8 protein-coding genes are annotated in these 22737 nt (G+C 72.8%); 4 read left to right on the top strand and 4 right to left on the bottom strand.

Going from position 1 to position 22737, the window contains the following annotated elements; all coding sequences use genetic code 11:
• Positions 1-78: 78 nt before the first annotated feature.
• Positions 79-3342, top strand: a complete 3264-nt coding sequence (locus tag LC193_RS06240) for a BTAD domain-containing putative transcriptional regulator (RefSeq protein WP_226072357.1) — start codon at positions 79-81, stop codon at positions 3340-3342.
• A gap of 105 nt (positions 3343-3447) precedes the next feature.
• On the opposite strand, the gene LC193_RS06245 is transcribed toward LC193_RS06240, so the two are convergent.
• The 3 genes from LC193_RS06245 to LC193_RS06255 all read right to left on the bottom strand — a co-directional run bounded on the left by LC193_RS06245 (position 3448) and on the right by LC193_RS06255 (position 6350).
• Positions 3448-4212: an SDR family oxidoreductase gene (locus LC193_RS06245; protein WP_226072360.1), complete on the bottom strand. Its 765-nt coding sequence runs from the start codon at positions 4210-4212 to the stop codon at positions 3448-3450.
• A gap of 124 nt (positions 4213-4336) precedes the next feature.
• The gene (locus tag LC193_RS06250; protein ID WP_226072363.1) at positions 4337-4780 is read right to left on the bottom strand and encodes a nitroreductase/quinone reductase family protein; all 444 of its coding nucleotides are present in this window, start codon (positions 4778-4780) and stop codon (positions 4337-4339) included.
• A 181-nt stretch (positions 4781-4961) separates the two neighbouring features.
• Positions 4962-6350, bottom strand: coding sequence for an FAD-dependent oxidoreductase (locus LC193_RS06255; RefSeq protein ID WP_226072366.1), 1389 nt, complete (start codon positions 6348-6350; stop codon positions 4962-4964).
• Positions 6351-6563: 213 nt separating this feature from the next.
• Between LC193_RS06255 and LC193_RS06260 the strand changes: the two genes are divergently transcribed.
• On the top strand, positions 6564-7871 hold the full coding sequence (locus LC193_RS06260; protein WP_226072369.1) for a flavin monoamine oxidase family protein: 1308 nt from the start codon (positions 6564-6566) through the stop codon (positions 7869-7871).
• Between the two features lie 135 nt (positions 7872-8006).
• Here the strand turns inward: LC193_RS06260 and LC193_RS06265 are convergent, their stop codons facing one another.
• Positions 8007-8396 (bottom strand): YybH family protein, encoded by a 390-nt coding sequence (locus LC193_RS06265; protein WP_226072373.1) that lies wholly within the window; start codon positions 8394-8396, stop codon positions 8007-8009.
• Positions 8397-8642: 246 nt separating this feature from the next.
• Between LC193_RS06265 and LC193_RS06270 the strand changes: the two genes are divergently transcribed.
• Both LC193_RS06270 and LC193_RS06275 read left to right on the top strand, forming a co-directional pair.
• Positions 8643-20834 (top strand): type I polyketide synthase, encoded by a 12192-nt coding sequence (locus LC193_RS06270; protein WP_404819356.1) that lies wholly within the window; start codon positions 8643-8645, stop codon positions 20832-20834.
• Positions 20779-22725, top strand: coding sequence for a type I polyketide synthase (locus LC193_RS06275; protein ID WP_226072375.1), 1947 nt, complete (start codon positions 20779-20781; stop codon positions 22723-22725). Before LC193_RS06270 ends, LC193_RS06275 begins: the two co-directional genes overlap by 56 nt.
• Positions 22726-22737: the final 12 nt, after the last annotated feature.

Genomic DNA, 22737 nt, shown 5'->3' on the forward strand with positions numbered 1-22737 from the left:
CGCTTGCGGTCCGCTGTCACTCCGCTTGCGGTCGCCTGCGCCAATGCCCCTGTACAGGCGAAGAGTTACGGTGTCCCCATGCGATTTGGGGTTCTGGGGCCCTTGGCCGTGTGGGGCGCGGACGGGGAGCTGCTTGCGGTACGGGAGGCCAAGGTCCGGGCGCTGCTGGCCGACCTGCTCGTGGATCCCGGCCGCGTCGTCCCCGTGGACCGGCTGATCGACGACTTGTGGGGCGAGGACCTGCCGGCCAACCCGATGGGCGCCGTGCAGACCAGGGTGTCGCGGCTGCGCCGCACCCTCGCCGGGGCCGGAGGCCGCGACCTGATCACGTACCGCGCGCCCGGCTACCTGTTACAGGCACCGGCCGACGCCGTCGACGCCGGCCGCTTCACCGCCCTGACCCTGCGCGCCCGCAAGGCCGCGGACCCCGGGCAGCGCGCGGCCCTGCTCGCGCAGGCCCTCGATCTGTGGCGCGGCCCCGCGTTCGCGGACTTCGCCGACGAGGAGTTCCCCAGGGCCGCCATCGCCCGCCTGGAGGAGCAGCGCCTCGTCGCCCTGGAGGAGCACGCCGAGGCGCGGCTCGAACTCGGCGAACACGGCCCGCTCGCGGCCGAACTCGGCGAGCTGACCGCCCGCCACCCGCTGCGGGAACGGCTCCGCGCCGCGCACATGCGGGCGCTGTACCGGGCGGGCCGCGCGAGCGAGGCCCTCGACAGCTTCCACGACCTGCGGTCCCGGCTGCGCGAGGAACTGGGCATCGACCCCGGGCCCGACGTGACCGCCCTGCACCAGGAGATACTCGTGCAGAGCCCCGCTCTGCATGCCACGACCGGCGGCCGTTCCGCGCCGCCCCAGACCAACCTGCCCTCCCCGGTCACCGACCTCATCGGGCGCTCGGGCGCCGTGTCGGAGATCCGCGACCACCTGCACGCCAGCCGCCTGGTCACCCTCACCGGCCCGGGCGGCGTCGGCAAGACCCGGCTCGCCGTGGAGTCGGCCACGCAGCTCGCGGACGCCTTCCCCGACGGCTGCTGGCTGGTGGAGCTGGCCGGCCAGGGCCACTCCCCGCGCCCCGACCTCGCGTGCACCGCCGACGACCTGGCCGCGGTCGTCGCGGGGACCCTGGGCGTCCGCGACGACACGACCGCGGGCCCGCTGCCCGACGGCCGGACCAACGGCCTCACCGAACGGCTCGCCGACGCGCTGCGCGGCAAGCGGCTGCTGCTCGTCCTCGACAACTGCGAGCACGTCATCGGCCCCGCCGCCACCCTCGCCGACACCCTGCTCGGCGCGGCCTCCGGGCTGCACATACTGGCCACGAGCCAGGACCCGCTCGACGTCACCGGCGAACTGCTGTGGCGCGTGCCGCCGCTCGAACTGCCCGAGGACGCCGCGGACCCGGAGACCATCGAACGGTCGGGCGCGGTACGGCTGTTCGTCGCCCGCGCCGCCGCGGCCTCCCCCGGTTTCGCGCTGACCGCGGAGAACGCGGAGGCGGTGGCCGCCATCTGCCGGCGCCTCGACGGCATACCGCTCGCCCTCGAACTGGCCGCGCGCCGCGTCCGCGTGCTGGGTGTCGAGCAGCTGGCGGAACGGCTCGGCGACCGGCTCGGCCTGCTCACCGGCGGGCGCCGGGACGCTCCGGAGCGGCAGCGCACGCTGCGGGCCGTCATCGACTGGAGCTGGGAACTGCTCACCGCCGCGGAACGGGTCGTGCTGCGCCGCCTCGCGGTCCACTCCGACGGCTGCACCCTGGCCGCCACCGAGGCGACGTGCGCCGGCGACGGCGTGAAGCCGGCCGAGGTGCTCGACCTCCTGGCCAGGCTCGTGGACCGCTCCCTGGTCACCGTCGTGCACGGCGCGGACGGGCCCCGTTACCGGCTGCTGGAATCCGTGGCCGTCTACTGCGCGGAGCAGCTGCGCGCGGCGGGCGAGCTGGACCGGGCCAGGCGCAAGCACGCCGCCTACTACCTGAGCCTGTCGGAAGAGGCCGACGCGCACCTGCGCGGCCCCCGCCAGCGGGAGTGGCTGCGCCGCATGGACGCCGAGACCAGCAACGTGCGCGCCGCGCTCGACGCCGCCGTCGCCGACGGGGACGCCGCCCTGGCCCTGCGGCTCGCGCTCGCCCGGGTCTGGTACTGGGTGCTGCGCGGGCGGCTCAACGAGGCCCAGCGTTCGCTGTCCCTGGCCCTGGCCGCGAGCGGGCCCGAGCCGCGGGCCGAGCGGGACGGCACCGTCCGCGCGCTCCGCGCGCGCGCCGAGGCGTGGCGGGCCGGCGTGCGCGCCCTGGCCGGCGACCACTCCGCCGCCCTGCCCGCGACGGCCGCCCGGCTGCGGGCGCCCGGGCTGGTGCCCGAGGCGCGTGAGCGGGCGATGGCCGGCTGGTTCCTCGGCTACGTGATGACGAAGTCGGGCAACATGGCCAGCGGCGGCGAGGTCGTGGCCGAGGCCCACGACGGCTTCCGCGCCGCGGGCGACAGCTGGGGCCTGGCCGCGGTGCTGAGCACCCGGGCCGTCCAGCGTTCCGTGGCCGGGGAGCTGGCGGCGGCGCGCGGCGACGCCGCGGAGAGCCTGGCGCTGTTCCGCGAGGTCGGGGACTCCTGGGGCCGGCTCCAGGCCATGGCGGCGCTCGGCCGGCTCGCGGAGATCGGCGGCGACTACACCGGCGCCGCGCGCTGGCACGAGCAGGCCCTGGCGGTCTCCGAGGAGTTCGGCCTGTGGGCCGAGGCGTCGGTCCGGCTCTCGGAGCTGGGCCGTGTCGCGCTCCTCGCGGGCGACCTCGCGGGGGCCGAGCGGCTGCACGAGCGCGGCCGGCGGCTCGCCCTGGAGCAGGGCGACACCTCCGCCGAGGAGTTCGCCGAGGTCGGCCTCGCGCTCACCGCGCGGCGGCAGGGGCGACTCGACCGCGCCGAGACGTATCTCCGCAAGTGGCTCGAATGGAACCGGCGGCTCGACGGCGACTTCGGCGCCGCGCTGATCCTCGCGGAGCTCGGCTTCGTCGCCGAGCTGCGGGGCGACGCGGACGCCGCCGCCCGCCTGCACGAGGAGGGCCTGACCGCGGCCCGCAGGACCGGCGACCCGCGTGCCGTCGCCCTCGCCAGGGAGGGGCTCGCCGGCGCGCGGGCCCTGGCCGGCCGGCACGTGGCCGCCGCGCGCCTGCTCGGCGCCGCGGCGGCGGGCCGCGCCTCGGTGGGCGCGAGCCTGCCCGCGGCCGAGAGCGGCGACGTCGACCGGATCACCGCGGCGGTCCGCCAGGCGCTCGGCGACGCGGCGTTCCGCGCCGAGTCCGCGCGCGGCGCGGCCGGCTACGCCGCCCCCGAGCCGAGGACGGCCGCGGTCTGAACGGCCGCGCGCACGGCGGCGGGCCCCCGCCCTGGGCCCGTCGCGGTGGGCGCGGACGGGGGCGGGGGCCCGCGGGCGGGCCGGGGGCAGCGCTACCGCGGCGGTTCAGCCGCCGGCGATGATGCCCTGGGCGAGACCGCCGTCCACGTTGAGTTCGATGCCCGTCGTGTACGTGGCGTCGAACGCGAGGAACAGCGCGGCCGACACGATCTCGTCCATGCTGCCGTGCCGCTTCATGGGGCTGATCGCGTCCATCTCCTTCTCGTGCGTCGCCTTCTCCTCCTCGGTGAAGCCGGGGTAGCCCATCGAGGGGGTCTTGATCGGCCCGGGGCTCAGGGCGTTCACGCGCACGCCCCGCGGCAGGAGTTCGGCGGCGAAGCCCTTGGCGAAGGACCGCACGGCGGCCTTGGCGCCGCCGTAGACGGTGATGCCCGGGTAGCCCATGACGTCGGCTATGGACGTCGTGAAGAGGACCGCGCCGCCCTCGTTGATGAACGGCGCGAGGCGCTGCACCGTGAAGAACGCGCCCTTGGTGTTGATGTTGAAGGTCCGGTCGTAGTGGTCCTCCGTGACCTTGTCGAACGGCACCAGCTCGGCGATCCCCACGTTGACGAACAGGAAGTCGAAGCGCCCGAGCTTCTCCTCGACCACGCCGCCCAGCGCGTCGACGTCGGACAGGCTGGCCGCGTCCGAGCGCACGACGTGCGCCGCCTTGCCGTCGAGCCGCTTCCGCGCCTCGTCGATGTTCTTCTCGTTGCGGCCGGTGAGCACCACCTCGGCGCCCTCCTTCAGCAGCGCCTCGACGACGGCCAGCCCCATCCCGTGCGTACCACCGGTGACAACGGCCTTCTTGTCTGCGTACCTGCCCACGAATCCTCCTGGAAACGGACCGACCGGACCGCCGGGCCGGATGCCAGGACCCGGCCGGCGGACCGTTTGCCGACAAGAACGCTATAGAGACCGATCAACCCGGCGACCACCGGCAAGTAATCGCTCAGACGCGTTCGAGCACCACGACGGGAATGGTGCGCCTCGTCCTCGGCTCGTAGTGCGTGCGGTAAACGGGCGCGCGCTCCGCCATGAAATTCCACAGCCGCTCGCGCTCCTCGCCCTCGGTGACGCGCGCGCGGACCACGAACTTGTCGCCGCGCACCTGCACATGCGCCTCGGGATTGGCCACGAGATTGCGGAACCAGTTCGGGTGCGTTTCCGTGATGCCCGAGCCGGAAGCCACCAGAATGTACGTGCCGTTGTAGTCCCCGTAGAACAGCCCCGTACGGTACAGCTTGCCCGACTTCCGGCCCTTGACGGTGAGGACCAGGTTGGTCATCCCGCCTTCCATGTAGCCGTCCCTGCCATCGGTCGCGAGGTAGCGGCGCACGTGTTCCGTAACCGACCAGTCGGGGCTGTCGATCACGCCTTCTTCCCAGGACGCCATGCTTGTTCTCCTTCTCGAAGTCCGGTGGCCATGCGGCCAGACACCGAGTATGCGGCCCGCCGGGACGGCATCCTTTTCCCGGAGAGACCCGGCGGGACTTTCTTAACCGAGACTTGTAGTTGTGGTCGAGGCCGGGGCGCCCGGCGGCCCCGGCCCACGCCGTCCCGCCGGGCGCGGTTCCTCACGCCGGCTGGCGCGCGGCCTCCCGTCCTGACCCGCGCGCCGGGCGCAGCCTGCGGCGCAGCGGAGCGGTCAGCACCCGCGCGGCGAGCCCGGGGCGCATCAGCGTGCCGGGCGGGTCCACGAGGCCGAACACCCGCATGAACGCGTCCGCGACGCGCTCGTCCACGGTCGTCGCCTCCTGCAACCTCCGCATGTAGGCGAGCACGAGCCGCACGTGGAAGGTGCGTTCCCCCTCCACGCCGGGGAACGCGAGGTCGCCGCCCGCCATCAGCTCCCAGGGCCCGTCGACCGCCTCGCGCGCGAGGTCCCGCAGGTAGGCGAGCGGGTCCGGCGTTCCACCCCCCGCCACGTGGCGCCGGATGACGAGCGCGGACACGGCCGCGACGGTCATGCCCTGCGCGTAGGTGGGGTTGAAGCTGCACACGCCGTCACCCGTCACCAGCAGGCCGGCCGGGAAGCGGCCCATCCGCTCGTAGCGCCGCCGCTGGTTGGCCGGAAACCGGTAGCCCACCGGCTCGGTGACGGGTTCGAGGCCGGCGAGCGCCCGGTGGGCGTCGGGCACGCGCAGGGAGCCGAGGAAGGCGTCGAAGCCCTCCGGGTCGGTGGGCGGGTGGTCGCCGAGCAGGCCGTAGGCCGTGATCGTGACCCGGTCGTCCTCGATGCGCGCCGCGATGGCGCCGCGCGGCTCCGCGGCCGAGGACACGATGCCGATGGAGACCTCGTTCTCCGCGTACGGGCTGTCGACGATGCGGTACTGCCGCGTCGTGTACCCGAGGCCGATCTTCTTGCGCTCCTCCTCGACCTTGGGGTAGCCGAGTTCGGTGAGCCAGGCGGGCACGCGGGAGCCGCGGCCCGCGGCGTCGACGACGAGGTCGGCGTCGAGCACCTCCTCGGTGCCCGCGGCCTCCTCGCGCAGCATGCGCACGCCCGTGACCCGGGCGCGGTCCGCGGTGGTCTCCAGGCTGAGCACGTTGCAGCGCTCGACGAAGCGCACCTGGGGGATGGCCGCCACCCGCTCGCGCAGGTAGCGTTCGAGGAACGGACGGCTGACGGTCAGGGCGGCGAGCCCCGTCCTGGCCGGGCGCATGCGCTTGCCGTGCAGGAACCAGCGGATGTCCGCGCACATGTCGCCGATGACGCCGCCGTCCGCGACGATCTGCTTCGTGATCCCCGGGAACAACTCCTCCAGAATTATCTGCCCCCGGGCCTGTAAACCGTGCACCTGCCGGCCCTGCGGAACACCGCGGCGCGGCTCGGTCACCCCGCTGATCTCGTCACGGTCCACGACAACCACTTCGGCGAAGTGATCCGAGAGCACACGGGCCGCGAACAGGCCCGCGATGCTCCCGCCGATCACAATTGCTCGGTCTCTCCTGACTCCGGACATAATCGTCGCCCCTCTGAAGACTCACGCGGTGCACCGAAACTAGCGGAGCATGTCCCACGGCAAACCACTGCGCAGTAACGGGGCGCACCCACTGGGCTTTCCGCGTTTCGCCAACCGGCCGGTAATCCTCGACCGGTTACCGAGGCATGACTGGCACCGGGGACGCGGCCGGTATAAAGGTGCCACAAATCCGAGACTCATCCGAGGGGCAGCATGGGCGATTACCGAGACTACGACGCGATTGTCATCGGAGCGGGGTTCGCCGGGGTGACGGCGGCACGCGAACTGAGGGCCAGGGGCCTGCGCCCGGTCATTCTTGAGGCCCGCCACCGGATAGGCGGACGCACCTGGACCGACGATTTCGACGGCACCATGATCGAATACGGCGGCGGCTGGCTCTCGCCCCACCAGTCCCTCGCCGTCCAGGAACTGGAGCGCTACGGCATCCCGCTGGTCGAAGGCGTGCTGGCCACACCGGAATGGGCCGTCTTCCCCACCGACGACGGGCTCAAGCCGTTCAGCGCCGACGAGGCACTCGGCCGTCTCGGCAAGCTGCTGACCACGATCTTCGAGGACAGCGGCGAGCTGTTCCCGCACCCCGAGCACCCGATGCTCCGCGCGGACCTGGTCACCGAGCAGGACCGGCTCTCGCTGCGCGACCACATCGACCGGCTGAACCTCGCGCCCCGCGACGACGCCTGGATCAGCACGCTGGTCGGCGGCTTCTCCGGCGGCAGCAGCCGCGTCGGCGGGTACACGGCCCTCGCCCACTGGTGGGCCATGGCCGGCGGGCACCTGGAGGGGTGGATCACGATCGAGGGGCAGGCGCCGCGTTCCGGCATGAGCGCGCTGCTCCAGGAGATACTCAACGACGCCCAGGCGCGCGTGCACCTCAACACCCCGGTCACCGCCATCGCCGACGACGGCCGCACCGTGCGCGTCACCACGGCGACGGGCCGCGAGTTCTCCGCGCCGGTCGCCGTCGTCGCCGTCCCGACGAACGTGTGGCGCACCATCGACTTCGCGCCCGGCCTGCCGGAGATCCACGCGGAGGCGGCCCGGCAGGGCATCAGCGTCGACAGCAGCAGCCGGGTCTGGCTGCGGGTGCGCGGCGACTTCGGCCCGGTCCACGTGCGCGACGTCGAGGGCGGGCTGCTGACCCCGCTGTTCACGCACACGGTGCTGAGCGACAACGAGCAGCTGCTGACCGGCTACAGCCAGAACAAGCAGCTGGACACCTCGCGCCCCGAGCAGGTCAGGGACGTGCTGGCCCGGCTGCTCCCGCAGGCCGAACTCGTCAGCTACCGCGCTTACGACTGGGGACGCGACCCGTACGCGCTGGGCGGCTGGGCGCTGCGCAGGACCGGGCAGCTCAGCCGGCACCTGCCGCGCATCCAGCAGCCGCACGGCCGGATCACGTTCGCCAACGACGGCATCGCCAGCGGCTGGCACGGCTTCATCGACGGCGCGATCGAGACGGGGCACCGCGCCGCGGAGCAGGCCGCGGCGCTCGCCGCCTGAGCCTCGGGCGCGGGCCGGGTGCCGCCCGGTGCCCTGCCCGCGCCCCGGGCGTCCACGCCCCCAGGTCAGCGGGCCGACCGCACGGCAGCGGCGCCCGGGCGTCACCGCCCGGGCGCCTTGTGCGTGCCGCCGGGGTCAGCCGGCCTGGCTGAACGGCTCGTCGATGGCGTACCGCCAGTTGCCGTCCGCGCCGCGCCGCAGCACGTCGAGCCCCACGCCCTCGTGGTGCTCGTCCGTGCCGTCCTCGCCCGGCCCGTCGATCGTCCAGTCGACGACCAGCAGCGCGGTGTCACCCGTCACGTACGAGTGCCGGATCTCCGCGTTCATCCGCGGCCCACGGGCCAGGAACTCCACGACGGATTCCTCGCGTTCCCGGCCGGAGAGCGGCTTGCCCGGCTCCCACACCGCGACCGCCTCTTCGGTGTACATGGCGTTCACCCGGTCGGCGTCCCCGGAGTTGAATGCCTCCGCGTAAAGCCGGACATGCTCCTCCACATCCCCGCTCAGCCGCACCGTGTCATTCACATCGCTTACCATGCCAGGATCACTCCCACTCGATTGCGTGGCGTTGAACTACGACTCGCTGGAACGTTAGCCAATCGAGGACACGGGCCACACACCGCGAGGTAATGAAAAACTCCGCGCGCGCCCGACGGCATGGTTACCCCGGCCTTACCGGTGATTGGCATGCGGTGGAATGGCGGGCTGTAACGTCGTCTGTCCACAGGTCACCTCGCCATGCCTTCCAGTCGAAGAAAAGAGGCGACAGCCATGAATAGGGAGTCGAGCGTGCGGACGAGTGAACGCGAGCCGGTCGCCATTGTGGGGCTGTCCTGCCGACTGCCAGGAGCCGAGAATCCAGCGGCTTTCTGGGAGCTGTTGCGCAGTGGCACCAGTGCGATCACCGATGCGCCGGAGGACCGTTGGGACACCGCCGCGGGCTCGGCCGTCCGACGCGGCGGCTTCCTGAAATCGGTCGCCGATTTCGACGCGGGATTCTTCCGGATCTCGCCGCGCGAGGCCGCGGCGATGGACCCCCAGCAGCGCATCGTCCTCGAACTGGCCTGGGAGGCACTGGAGAACGCCGGTATCGTGCCCGCCGCCCTGCACGGCACCCGTACCGCGGTGTTCGTGGGGACGCTGCGCGACGACTACGCGGGCCTGGTCCACCAGTACGGCGATGAGGCCATCACCCAGCACACCATGGCCGGAGTCAACCGCGGCGTCATCGCCAACCGCGTCTCGTACCACCTCGGCCTGCACGGGCCGAGCATGACGGTGGACGCGGCGCAGTCCTCGTCCCTGGTGGCCGTGCACCTGGCGTGCGAGAGCATCCGCAACGGCGAGGCGACCACCGCGCTGGCCGCGGGCGTGACGCTCAACCTCGCCGCGGAGAACGCCGTGACGGAGGAACGGTTCGGCGCGGTCTCACCCGACGGCGTGACATACACCTTCGACGAGCGCGCCAACGGCTTCGTGCCCGGCGAGGGCAGCGGCGTCGTGGTGCTGAAGCCGCTGAGCCAGGCCGTCGCCGACGGCAACCACGTCTACGCCGTCATCCGCGGCAGCGCCGTCAACAACGACGGGACGACCGACGGCCTGACCGTTCCGAGCGCGACGGCGCAGGAGGAGGTGCTGCGGCTGGCCTGGGAACGGGCCGGGGTGAGCGCGGACAGCCTCCAGTACGTGGAACTGCACGGCACGGGCACCCCGGTGGGCGACCCCGTGGAGGCGGCGGCCCTCGGCGCGGCGGCCGGCGGCCGGGCGGGCCGGGCAACGGCGCTGCGGGTCGGCTCGGTGAAGACGAACATCGGGCACCTGGGCGGCGCGGCCGGCATCGCGGGGCTGCTGAAGACGGTGCTCGGCATCCACCACAGGGAGTTGCCCGCGAGCCTCAACTACGAGACGCCGAACCCGCGCATCCCCCTGGCGGAACTCGGGCTCGCGGTGCAGCGGGAGTTGACGGCGTGGCCGCAGCCGGACCGCCCGCTGACGGCGGGCATCAGCTCGTTCGGCATGGGCGGCACCAACTGCCACGTCGTCGTGACCGAGCCGCCCGCGCCGGCGGACGTGCCGGCGGGCAAGGCGAAGAAGGGCGCGGCGAAGCGCAAGCGGAAGAACGCCGACGGCGCCGATTCCGGCTCTGGTGCCGGTTCTGGCGATGACACGGTGGTGTGGCTGCTGTCCGGGAAGACCGAGGAAGCCTTGCGCGCCCAAGCCAGGCAACTGGCCGACCACCTCGATGCCCACCCCGACCTCAACGACCGGGCCATCGCCCACACCCTCGCCACCACCCGCACCCACTTCACCCACCGCGCAGCCATCCACGCCACCACCCCCGACCTGCTCCGCACCGCACTCCACCACCTCACCCAAGGCACCCCCCACCCCAACCTCACCACCGGCACCACCCACCCCCACCCCAAAACCGCCTACACCCTCACCGGCCAAGGCTCCCAACACCCCCAAATGGGCCAACAGCTCTACCACACCCACCCCACCTACGCCCACACCATCGACCAACTCACCGACCACCTCCAACCCCACCTCCCCCACCCACTCCGCGACATCCTCCACGCCCCACCCCACACCCCCCACGCCCAACTCCTCAACCACACCCACATCACCCAACCCGCCCTCTTCGCCACCCACCTCGCCCTCCACCGACTACTCGAACACCACGACATACGCCCTGACTACCTCATCGGCCACTCCCTCGGCGAACTCACCGCAGCCCACATCGCCGGCGTCCTCACCCTCACCGACGCACTCCACCTCGTCGCACACCGAGGACGCCTCATGCAAGCCGCCCGAACCGGCGGCGCCATGGCCGCCGTCCAAGCCACCGAAGAGCAAGTACGCGCCGCCCTGGCCGACCACGACCCCGCCACCATCGCCATCGCCGCCATCAACGGCCCCGAAAGCGTCGTGGTGTCGGGTGACAGCGACGTCGTCGAAGCGCTGGTCGCGCGCTGGCGGGAGCAGGGCCTGCGCGCCACGCCGCTCACCGTCAGCCACGCCTTCCACTCCCCCCACATGGACCACGTCCTCGACGAATTCCGCACCATCGCCGCCGAGGTCACCTACCACCCGCCGACCATCCCCGTCATCTCCAACGTCACCGGCACCCTCGCCACCACAGAACAACTCACCTCACCCGACTACTGGACCCAGCACATCCGCCAACCCGTCCGCTTCCACCACGGCATCCAATACCTGAAGAACCAAGGCGTCACCCACCTCATCGAAATAGGCCCCACCACCCTCGCCACCCACACCACCCCCCACATCCCCACCACCCCCACCCTCCGCACCAACCAACCCGAAAACCACACCCTCCACACCACCCTCGCCACCACCCACACCCACGGCACCCCCACCAACCACCACACCACCCCCCACCCCCACACCCCCCTCCCCACCTACCCCTTCCAACGCCAACGCTACTGGCTGGACGGGGTGCGTCGCCGCGCCGACGACCGCCGCCCCGAGCTGCCGGCCCCCGCGCCGACGGCCGTTCCCGGCACGCGGGAGCTGCCGGTGGCCGGCGGCCGGTCGGACGCCGAACGCCGGCAGGCCGCCACGCGCCTGGTCGACGCGCACATCGGCGTCGTCCTCAACTACCAGCAGGGCGAGCGCGTCGACCCGGACGCCACGTTCCAGGACCTGGGTTTCAGCTCGCTGATGACGACCGAGCTGCGCACCGAACTGGCCGCGGCCACCGGGCTCGACCTGCCCACCGGGCTGCTGTTCGACCACCCGACGCCGCGCGCGCTGACCGAGTTCATCGGCTCCCTGCTCGCCGGCGACGCCGAGGGCGCGGGCGAGGAGGCGTTCGCCGCGACAACGCCTGCCGACAGCGGCGAGCCCATCGCCATCGTCGGCATGGCCTGCCGCTACCCCGGGGACGTGTCCTCGCCCGAGGACCTGTGGCGGCTCGTCGCGGAGGGCCGCGACGCCATCTCCCCCTTCCCGACCGACCGCGGCTGGGACAGCGACCTGTACGACCCGGATCCGGACCGGGCGGGCAAGAGCAGCACGCGCCACGGCGGGTTCCTGCACGACGCGGGCCGTTTCGACGCCGCGTTCTTCGGCATCTCCCCGCGCGAAGCACTGGCGATGGACCCGCAGCAGCGCCTGCTGCTCGAAACCGCGTGGGAGGCCGTCGAGCGGGGCGGCATGGACCCGCAGTCGCTGCGGGGCAGCCGCACGGGCGTGTTCGTCGGCGCGACCGCGCTTGAGTACGGTCCCCGCCTCGACGAGGCGCCCGAGAACGTGCAGGGCAACGTCCTGACCGGCAGCACCGCCAGTGTCATGTCCGGGCGCATCGCCTACCAACTCGGCCTGATCGGGCCCGCGGTGACGACCGACACGGCCTGCTCCTCCTCCCTCGTCGCGATGCACCTCGCCATGCGCTCGCTGCGGTCGGGCGAGACCAACCTCGCCCTGGCCGGCGGCGCCACCGTCATGGCCTCGCCCGGCATGTTCCTGGAGTTCTCGCGGCAGCGCGGCCTGGCCCCCGACGGCCGCTGCAAGTCGTTCTCCGCGTCCGCCGACGGCACCGGCTGGTCCGAGGGCGTCGGCCTGCTCCTGCTCGAACGCCTCTCCGACGCGCAGCGCAACGGCCACCCCGTGCTCGCCGTCCTCCGCGGCTCCGCCATCAACCAGGACGGTGCGAGCAACGGCCTCACCGCGCCCAACGGGCGTTCGCAGCAACGGCTGATCCAGCAGGCCCTGGCCGACGCCGGGCTGACCGCGGGCGACATCGACATCGTCGAGGCCCACGGCACCGGCACCAAGCTCGGCGACCCCATCGAGGCCCAGGCCATCCTGGCGACGTACGGCAGCGCGCGCGACGGCCGGGAGCCGGTGCGCCTCGGCTCGCTGAAGTCCAACATCGGCCACGCACAGGCCGCGGCCGGCGTCGGCGGCGTCATCAAGATGGTCGCCTCCCTCCGCCACGGCGTGATGCCCAAGACTCTGCACGCCGACGACCCGACGCCGCACGTCGACTGGTCGGCCGGCACCGTCGAACTGCTCACCGAGCCCCGCGCGTGGCCCGACACGGGCCGGCCAAGGCGCGCGGCGGTGTCCTCGTTCGGCATCAGCGGCACCAACGCCCACGTCCTCATCGAGCAGGCCCCCGCGGCCGACCCGGCGCACACCGCGGGCGACCTCGGCCGTTCACCCGCGACCGCGACCGCGAGCGGCACGGCACCCGCGCCCGGCGTTCCCGGGCCCTGGCTGCTGAGCGCCCGCGACGACGCCGCCCTGCGCGCGCGGGCGAGGCAGCTGCGCGAACGGCTGGCCGCGACCCCGGCGGCCACCGCGACGCCCGCGGACATCGGCTGGTCGCTCGCCGCGAGCCGGGCCGCGTTCGAGGAACGCGCCGTCGTGCTCGGCAGCGACCTCGACGACTACCTCGCGGGCCTCGACGCGCTCGCCGACGCGGCCGACTCCCCCGCCGTGATCCGCGGCAGCGCCGTCGGCAAGGGCGGCACGGCGTTCCTCTTCACCGGCCAGGGGGCGCAGCGCCCCGGCATGGGCAACGCCCTGCGCGCCGCGCACCCCGTCTTCGCGGAGGCGCTCGACGCCGTCTCCGACGCGTTCACCGGCCTGCTCGACCGGCCGTTGCGCGACCTGCTCGCGGCCGAGGACGGTCCCGAGGCCGAACTCCTGCACCGCACGGCCAACGCGCAGCCCGCGCTCTTCGCCATCGAGGTCGCGCTGTTCCGGCTGCTCGACCACCACGGCATGCGGCCCGACCTGCTGGCCGGCCACTCCATCGGGGAGGTGGCGGCGGCGCACGCCGGCGGCGTTCTGTCGCTCCAGGACGCCGCGCGCCTGGTCGCGGCGCGCGGCCGGCTGATGCAGGCCGCCCGGCCCGGCGGGGCCATGATCGCCATCGAGGCCGACGAGGCCGAACTGGCGCCCGCGCTCGCCGGGTTCGAGAACGAGGTCAGCATCGCCGCCGTCAACGGACCGCGTTCCGTCGTGCTGTCGGGCACCGCGTCCGTGGCCGAGGAGATCGCCGCCGCGTGGCAGGAACGTGGCCGCCGCACGCGGCGGTTGCGCGTGAGCCACGCCTTCCACTCCCCGCACATGGACGACGTCCTCGACGAGTTCAGGGCCGTGGCCGCCGACCTGACCTACCACCCCTCCGCCGTGCCGATCGTGTCCACCGTCACCGGTGAACTCGCGACCACGGAGCAGCTGACCTCGCCCGACTACTGGGCCGGCCAGATCCGCGCCACGGTCCGCTTCGCGGACGCCACCGCGCTCCTCGCCCGGCAGGGGGCCACCGTCTTCGTCGAGGTCGGGCCCGACGCGGTCCTCGCGCCCCTCGCGCAGACCGTGCTCGCCGACCTGGCCGACCGCGACGGCGGCGACCCGGCCGCGTCCACCGCCCCCCCGCGGGGCGCCCGGCACACGGCCGTTCCCCTGCTGCGCGCCGGGCACGCCGAGCCCGAAACCTTGGCCACGGGCCTCGCCCGGGCGCACGCGCACGGCGCGCCCCTGGACGCGCGGACCTTCTTCCCCGGCGCCTCGCCCGTCGACCTGCCGACCTACCCGTTCCAGCGACAGCACTACTGGCTGGCGCGCAGGAGCGGCGCGAACGCGCACGGCCTGGGCATCGACGCGGTCGGCCACCCGCTGCTGACCACCGCGGTCGAACCGGCCGACCGGGACGACGTGCTCTTCACCAGCAGCATCTCCCTCACCAGCCACCCCTGGCTCGCCGACCACGTCATCGACGGCACCGTGCTGCTGCCGGCGACCGCGTTCCTCGAACTCGCCGTCGCGGCGGGCGATCACGTCGGGGCCACGGAGGTCACGGAACTCACGCTCCAGACGCCGCTGGCCCTGCACGACACGCGGCCGGTGCGCCTCCAGGTCGCCCTCGACGCGCCCGACGCGTCCGGCGACCGCGCGTTCACCATCCACGCGCGCCCCGACACCGGCGACGAGCCCCGCCCATGGACGCTGCACGCCGACGGCGTCCTGGGCACGCGCGCCACTACCGCCGAGGCGGAGGGCACCCCGGCCGCCGAGTGGCCGCCGCCCGGGGCGACGCCCGTGCCCCTCGACGGCGTCTACCCGCGGCTGGCCGGACTCGGCTACCAGTACGGGCCCGCGTTCCAGGGTCTGACCGGCCTGTGGCGGCGGGGCGCGGAGACGTTCGCCGAAGTGCGGCTGCCCGAGGAACCGCGCGGTGAGGCTGCCCGGTTCGCCCTGCACCCCGCGCTGTCCGACGCCGTTCTGCACGCCGTCGTCCTCGGCGCGGCCGACGAGGGCGACCCGGACCGCATCCCGCTGCCCTTCTCGTGGTCGGGCGCGGCCCCCGCCGCCACCGGGGCGAGCGAGGTGCGCGCGGCGATCACGCCCGTGGGCGACGGCGCGGTGTCCCTGACCCTCACCGACAGCGCCGGAGGACTCGTCGCCTCGGTCGCGTCCCTCACCCTGCGGCCCGTCGACAAGCGGCAGCTCGCCGCGGCCACCCGCGCCGAAGGGCAGGACGCCCTGTACACCGTGGAGTGGCCTGAGGTTCCGGCGCCCCGGCACGGCGCGGGCGCCGAGCCGGTGTGGGTCGCGGACGACGCCGACGTCACCGGCGGCCCCGTGTGGCCGAGCGGCGCGGCGGACGCGGGAACGATCGCCGCGCGCGTCGTCGCACCGCCAGCCGACTCCCCGGCCGAGGCCGCGCACGCCACCGTGCGCCGGACGCTGCGGCTCATCCAGGCGTTCCTCGCGGACGAGGCGCTCGACGACGCGAGGCTGCTGCTGGTCACCGAACGGGCCATCGCCGCGCGGCCGGACGAGGATGTCGCCGACCTGGCCGTGGCGCCGGTGTGGGGCCTGGTGCGCTCGGTGCAGTCCGAGCACCCCGGCCGCGTCGTCGTCATCGACACGGACGCCGGTCCTGACGCCGTTCCGGGCGCGGAGGTCGTTCCGGGCGCCGAGATCGTTCCGGACACGGAGGCGGACACCGCGCGGGACACGCGGACGCTGCTCGCCGCCGCCCTCGCCACCGGCGAACCCCAACTCGCCGTGCGCGACGGGCGCCTGCACGCCCCCCGCCTGGTCAGGGCGGCGGGCGCCGAGCAGCGGGAACCGCAGGCGTTCGCACCGGACGGCACCGTCCTGGTCACCGGCGGCACCGGGGGCCTCGGCGCCCTTCTCGCCCGCCACCTGGTGACCGCGCACGGCGCCCGCCGACTGCTGCTGACCAGTCGGCGCGGCCAGGACGCGCCGGGCGCGGCCGAACTCGCCACCGAACTCACCGCGCTCGGCGCCTCGGTGTCGATCGTCGCCGCCGACGTCTCCGATCGCGCGGCGGTCGGCTCCCTGCTGGAGACGATCCCGGACGAGCACCCGTTGACCGCGATCGTGCACACGGCGGGCGTTCTCGACGACGCGACCGTGACCTCCCTGACGGCGGAACACGTCGATCGCGTCCTGCGCCCCAAGGTCGACGCCGCCTGGCACCTGCACGCCGCGACGCGCCACCTCGACCTGAAGGCGTTCGTCCTGTTCTCGTCCGTCTCCGGGCTCACCGGCACGGCGGGACAGGGCAACTACGCCGCGGCCAACACCTACCTGGACGCGCTCGCCCACGCGCGCCGCGCGGCCGGGCTGCCCGCGACCTCGCTGGCCTGGGGCCTGTGGGGCGGCGCGCACGGCATGGGCGGCACCCTCGACGGGAGCCAGCTCACCCGGTGGCGGCAGTCCGGCATCCTGCCGCTCGACCCCGAGGCGGGCCTGCGGCTCTTCGACGCGGCACTGGCCGGAGGACTGCCGCTGCCCGTGCCGGTGGCGCTCGACCTGCCGGGCCTGAACGCCTCCGCCGCGCCCCCCGCGCACCTCCTCCGCGGCCTTGTGCGCCCCCGCACGCGGCGCGCCACCGCCACCGACGCGCGGTCCGGCTCGGGCACCGGGGCCGACGCCGCGGGTTCGGCGTGGGTACGGCAACTCGCGGCGCTGCCGGAGGACAAGCGCAGGACCGCGGCCGTGCAACTCGTCCGGCAGACCGTCGCCGCCGTCATCGGCCACGCCGGGCCCGACACCGTGGCTCCGCACCGCACGTTCAAGGACATCGGCTTCGACTCGATGGCCGGTGTGGAACTGCGCAACCGGCTCGGCAGCACCACCGGGCTTCGGCTGGCCTCGGCGGCGATCTTCAACCACCCCACGCCCGTCGCCCTGGCCGACCACCTGCTGGAGCGGGCCGGTACGGCCATCGGGGCCGAGCCGGCCGGCAGCCGGGCGGCGGCGCCGCGCGCGACGACGGCGACCGCGGAGGAGCCGATCGCGATCGTGGGCATGGCCTGCCGCTACCCCGGCGGGGTGCGGAGCCCGGAAGACCTGTGGAACCTCGTCGCCAACGGCATCGACGCCGTCAGCGAGTTCCCCACCAACCGCGGCTGGGACCTCGACACTCTCTACAACCCCGACCCCACCCAACCCGGCACCAGCTACACCCGCCACGGCGGCTTCCTCCACGACGCCGACCTCTTCGACCCCGACTTCTTCGGCATGTCACCCCGCGAAGCCACCGCAACCGACCCCCAACAACGCCTCCTCCTCGAAACCGCCTGGGAAACCCTCGAAAACGCCGGCATCGACCCCACCACACTCCACGGCACCGACACCGGCGTCTTCACGGGAGCGATGTACGACGACTACGCGGCCCGGCTCGCGGCAGCGCCCGAGGAGTTCGAAGGGTTCCTGCTCGCGGGCAACCTCTCCAGTGTCATGTCCGGCCGCCTGGCCTACACCTACGGCCTCGAAGGCCCGGCCGTGACCGTCGACACGGCCTGCTCCTCCTCGCTCGTGGCCATGCACATGGCCGCCCAGGCCCTTCGCTCCGGCGAATGCGGCCTCGCCCTCGCCGGCGGCGCGACCGTGATGGCCGGCCCGAGCACGTTCGTGGAGTTCTCGCGGCAACGGGGCCTGTCACCCGACGGCCGGTGCAAGTCGTTCTCCGCGTCCGCCGACGGCACCGGCTGGTCAGAAGGCGTCGGCCTGCTGCTCCTGGAACGGCTTTCGGACGCCCGGCGCAACGGCCACCCCGTCCTCGCCATCCTCCGGGGCTCCGCCATCAACCAGGACGGCGCGAGCAACGGCCTCACCGCGCCCAACGGCCCCTCCCAGGAACGCGTCATCCGCCAGGCCCTGGCCAACGCGCAGTTGACGCCGGCCGACATCGACGTCCTCGAAGCCCACGGCACCGGCACCAGACTCGGCGACCCCATCGAGGCCCAGGCCGTCCTCAACACCTACGGCGCCGACCGCCCCGAAGGCCGCCCCCTCCACCTCGGATCACTGAAGTCCAACATCGGCCACGCGCAAGCGGCGGCGGGTGTCGGCGGCGTCATCAAGATGATCGAGGCCATGCGGCACGGCGTCCTGCCGAAGACGCTTCATGTCGACAAGCCGACCGACCACGTCAACTGGGACGCCGGCACCGTCGAACTCCTCACCGACACCCGCCCCTGGCCCGACACCGGCCACCCCAAACGCGCCGCCATCTCCTCCTTCGGCATCAGCGGCACCAACGCCCACCTCATCATCGAACAACCCCCCGCCCAGACCAGCACCAACACCGACACCGACACCGACACCGATGACAGGACCGAGGACCGCGCCCGCACGGCGGACCTCCTGCCCGCGCCCCCCACGACCTGGCTGCTCACGGCACGCAGCACGGAGGCCCTGCGCGCCCAGGCCGACCAGCTGCACGCCTACGCCACCAGTCACCCCGACATCACCGCCGAGGACATCGGCCTGTCCCTCGTCACCGGCCGCGCCGTCCTCACCTACGGAACGGCGGTCGTCGGCGCCGACCGGGAGACGTTGCTCGGCAAGCTCAAGGTGCTGGCCCAGGGCACGCAGGGCGCCGATGTGCTGCGCGGCACGGCCGACGACGCCGGGACGACAGCGTTCATGTTCACCGGACAGGGCAGTCAACGGCTCGGCATGGGCCGGGAGTTGTACATGGCGTTCCCCGTGTACGCCCGTGCGCTCGACGAAGTGGGCCGGCATTTCCACGCGGAGCTGATGCACCCGCTCAAGGACGTGCTGTTCGCCAAGGAGAGCACCGGAACGGCGGCGCTGATCAACCAGACGGCCTTCACGCAGGCGGCGCTGTTCGCCACCGAGGTCGCGCTGTACCGGCTGCTTGAGCACTACGGCCTGCGTCCCGACTACCTCGTCGGCCACTCCATCGGGGAGCTGACCGCCGCCCATCTCGCGGGCGTGCTCTCCCTGCCGGACGCCGCCCACCTCGTCGCGCACCGGGGACGGCTGATGCAGGCCGCCCGTCCGGGCGGCGCGATGGCGGCCGTGCGAGCGACGGAGGAGCAGGTGCGCGCCGCCCTGGCCGACCTTGACCCCGCCACCATCGCCATCGCCGCCGTCAACGGTCCCGAGAGCGTGGTGGTGTCGGGTGACAGCGACGTGGTCGAAGCGCTGGTCGCGCGCTGGCGGGAGGAGGGCCTGAGGGCCACGCCGCTGACCGTCAGCCACGCGTTCCACTCCCCCCACATGGACGACGTGCTGGACGAGTTCCGCACCATCGCCGCCGAGGTGACCTACCACCCGCCGACGATCCCGGTGGTCTCCAACGTCACCGGCACCCTCGCCACCGCGGAACAGCTCACCTCACCCGACTACTGGACCCAGCACATCCGCCAACCCGTCCGCTTCCACCACGGCATCCGGCTGCTGAAGAACGAGGGCGTCAGCACCTTCGTCGAGGTCGGCCCCGACGGCGTGCTGTCGGCCCTGGCCCGCGAGGAGCTCAACGAGGAGAGCCAGGTGGCGGTGCCGCTGCTCCGGCGCGGGCGACCGGAGGCCGAGACGTTCGCCGGTGCGCTCGCCACGTTGCGCATGCACGGCCTGACTCCCGACTGGTCCCGGGTGTTCCCGGGTGCCTCGCGCGTGCCGCTGCCCACGTATCCGTTCCAGCGGCAGCGGTTCTGGTTGGAGGAGTCGGCCGGTGCGGGGAACGCGGCAGCGTTCGGACTCGCCGCCACCCAGCACCCCTTCCTCGGCGTCGGAGTCGAGGTCGCCGGCAACGACGAATACCTCTTCACCGGCCGCCTCTCCCTCACCACCCACCCCTGGCTCACCCACCACACCATCGGCGACACCACCCTCCTCCCCGGCATGGCCATCGCCGAAATGGCCATCACCGCCGGCACCCAAACCAACACCCCCCACCTCGCCGAACTCACCCTCACCACCCCCATCACCCTCACCCCCCACACCACCACCCGCATCCAACTCGCCCTCACCGCACCCAACCCCGACGGACACCGCAACCTCCGCATCCACACCACCACCGACCCCCACACCCACCCCGCCACCTGGACCCTCCACGCCCAAGGCACCCTCACCCCCACACCCCCCAACCCCACACCACCCCCCACCACCCACACCACCTGGCCACCCCCCAACACCCAACCCATCCCCCTCGACAACCTCTACCAACGCCTCACCCACCACGGCTACCACTACGGCCCCACCTTCCAAGCCCTCACCCACCTCTGGCAAACCCCCCAAGGCGACCTCCACGCCACCCTCCAACTCCCCGACAACACCCCCACCACCGGCTTCCACCTCCACCCCGCACTCCTCGACGCCGCACTCCACCCCCTCCTCCCAGAAACCACCAACCCCAACACCCCACCCCCGCATCCCCTTCACCCTCACCAACCTCCACCTCACCCCCACCACCACCCCCACCACCCAACTCCACCTCCACCTCACCCAACCCACCCCCGACACCGCCACCCTCACCCTCACCACCCCCACCGGCACCACCCTCGCCCACCTCACCAACCTCCAACTCCGCCCCCTCACCCCCACCACCCCCCACGGCCTCTACCACCTCCAATGGCAACCCGTGCCGGTCCCCGAGGAAACCAAGACCGACACCGACGGCTGGGCCGTACTCGGTGACTCCGACCTCCTCCCCGACCTCCCCTCACACCCCGACCTCGCCAGCGCCGCCACCAACCCACCCCGCGTCCTCATCCTCCCGCTCATGGCCGGGACAGGGACGGGCACCGACGCGGACGCGGACGCCGGCCGGAACGAGGACACCACGGCGGAAACGGAAGCGGCGGCAGGGGCGAACGGCAGCGCGGACGCGGTCAGGGACGTGGACGTGGACGTGCCCGCTGCGGCGCATGAGGTGCTCATCCGCACCCTCGCGCTGATCCAGGACTTCCTCACCAACGAACACCTCGCCCAGACCCACCTCATCGCCCTCACCCACCACGCCATCGCCACCCACCCCACCGAAGACATCACCGACCTCCCCCACGCACCCACCTGGGGACTCCTCCGCACCGCCCAAACCGAAAACCCCCACCGCATCACCCTCCTCGACACCGACACCACCACCCCCCACACCCTCACCCACACCCTCGCCCTCGCCCACACCACCGACGAACCCCAACTCGCCCACCGCAACAACCAACTCCTCACCCCACGCCTCACCCCCACCACCGAAGCCACCGACACCGACACCACCGACAGCCCCTACGCCCACGGCACCACCCTCATCACCGGCGCCACCGGAACCCTCGGCACCCTCCTCGCCACCCACCTCGCCACCCACCACCACACACCCCACCTCCTCCTCCTCAGCCGAACCGGCCCCAACGCACCCACCGCCCAACAACTCACCAACCTCCAAAACACCACCAACACCACCATCACCCTCCTCGCCACCGACACCACCAACCCCCACCAACTCACCCAAGCCCTCAACACCATCCCACCCCAACACCCCCTCACCAACATCATCCACATCGCCGGAACCACCGACGACACCCCACTCACCACCCTCACCCCCCAACGCCTCACCACCGTCCTCCAACCCAAAATCAACGCCGCCTGGAACCTCCACCACCAAACCCAAAACCACCCCATCCACACCTTCACCCTCTACTCCTCCCTCTCCGGCCTCATCGGCAACGCCGGCCAAGCCAACTACGCCGCCGCCAACACCTTCCTCGACGCCCTCGCCCACCACCGCCACGCCAACAACCAACCCACCACCTCACTCGCCTGGGGCCTCTGGCAAGAAACCAGCACCATCACCCAAACCCTCCACACCACCGACCACCAACGCCTCAACCGCACCGGCATCACCCCCCTCACCACCCCCCACGCCCTCACCCTCTTCGACACCGCCCACACCACCCCCCACCCCCTCCAAGCCGCCACCACCCTCAACACCACCCACCTCACCCCCCACCACCCCACACCCCCCACCCTCCGCAACCTCGCACCCAAAACCACCACCCCCCAACCCACCCACACCACACCCCAACCCACCCAAACCCTCACCCAACAACTCACCCACCTCCCCCCCAACCAACGCCACACCCACCTCACCACCCTCATCCAAACCCACGCCGCCACCATCCTCGGCCACCCCAACCCCACCACCATCCAACCCAACCGCCCCTTCCAAGAACTCGGATTCGACTCCCTCACCGCCATCGAACTCCGCAACCACCTCACCACCACCACCGGCATCCCCCTCCCCCCCACCCTCATCTTCGACCACCCCACCCCCACCACCCTCGCCACCCACCTACTCGAACTCGTCGAGATCGACGATTCCGCCGCGCCCCAGGTCCTCGCGGAGCTGGACAGGATCGAGGCCGACATCCGTTCCGCGCTCGCCGACGAGGACGCACAGGCCCGGATCACCGACCGCCTGCGACAGCTGCTCGACCTGGTCGACGGAGCCGGCAGCAGCGACACCCCGGCGGACAGCGACCTCGACGACGCCAGCGACGAAGAGCTGTTCGCGTTCGTCGACGACCTCAACTGATCTTTCACCGAG

The organism is Streptomyces marincola (assembly GCF_020410765.1).
In the GTDB taxonomy this organism is placed as follows: domain Bacteria; phylum Actinomycetota; class Actinomycetes; order Streptomycetales; family Streptomycetaceae; genus Streptomyces; species Streptomyces marincola.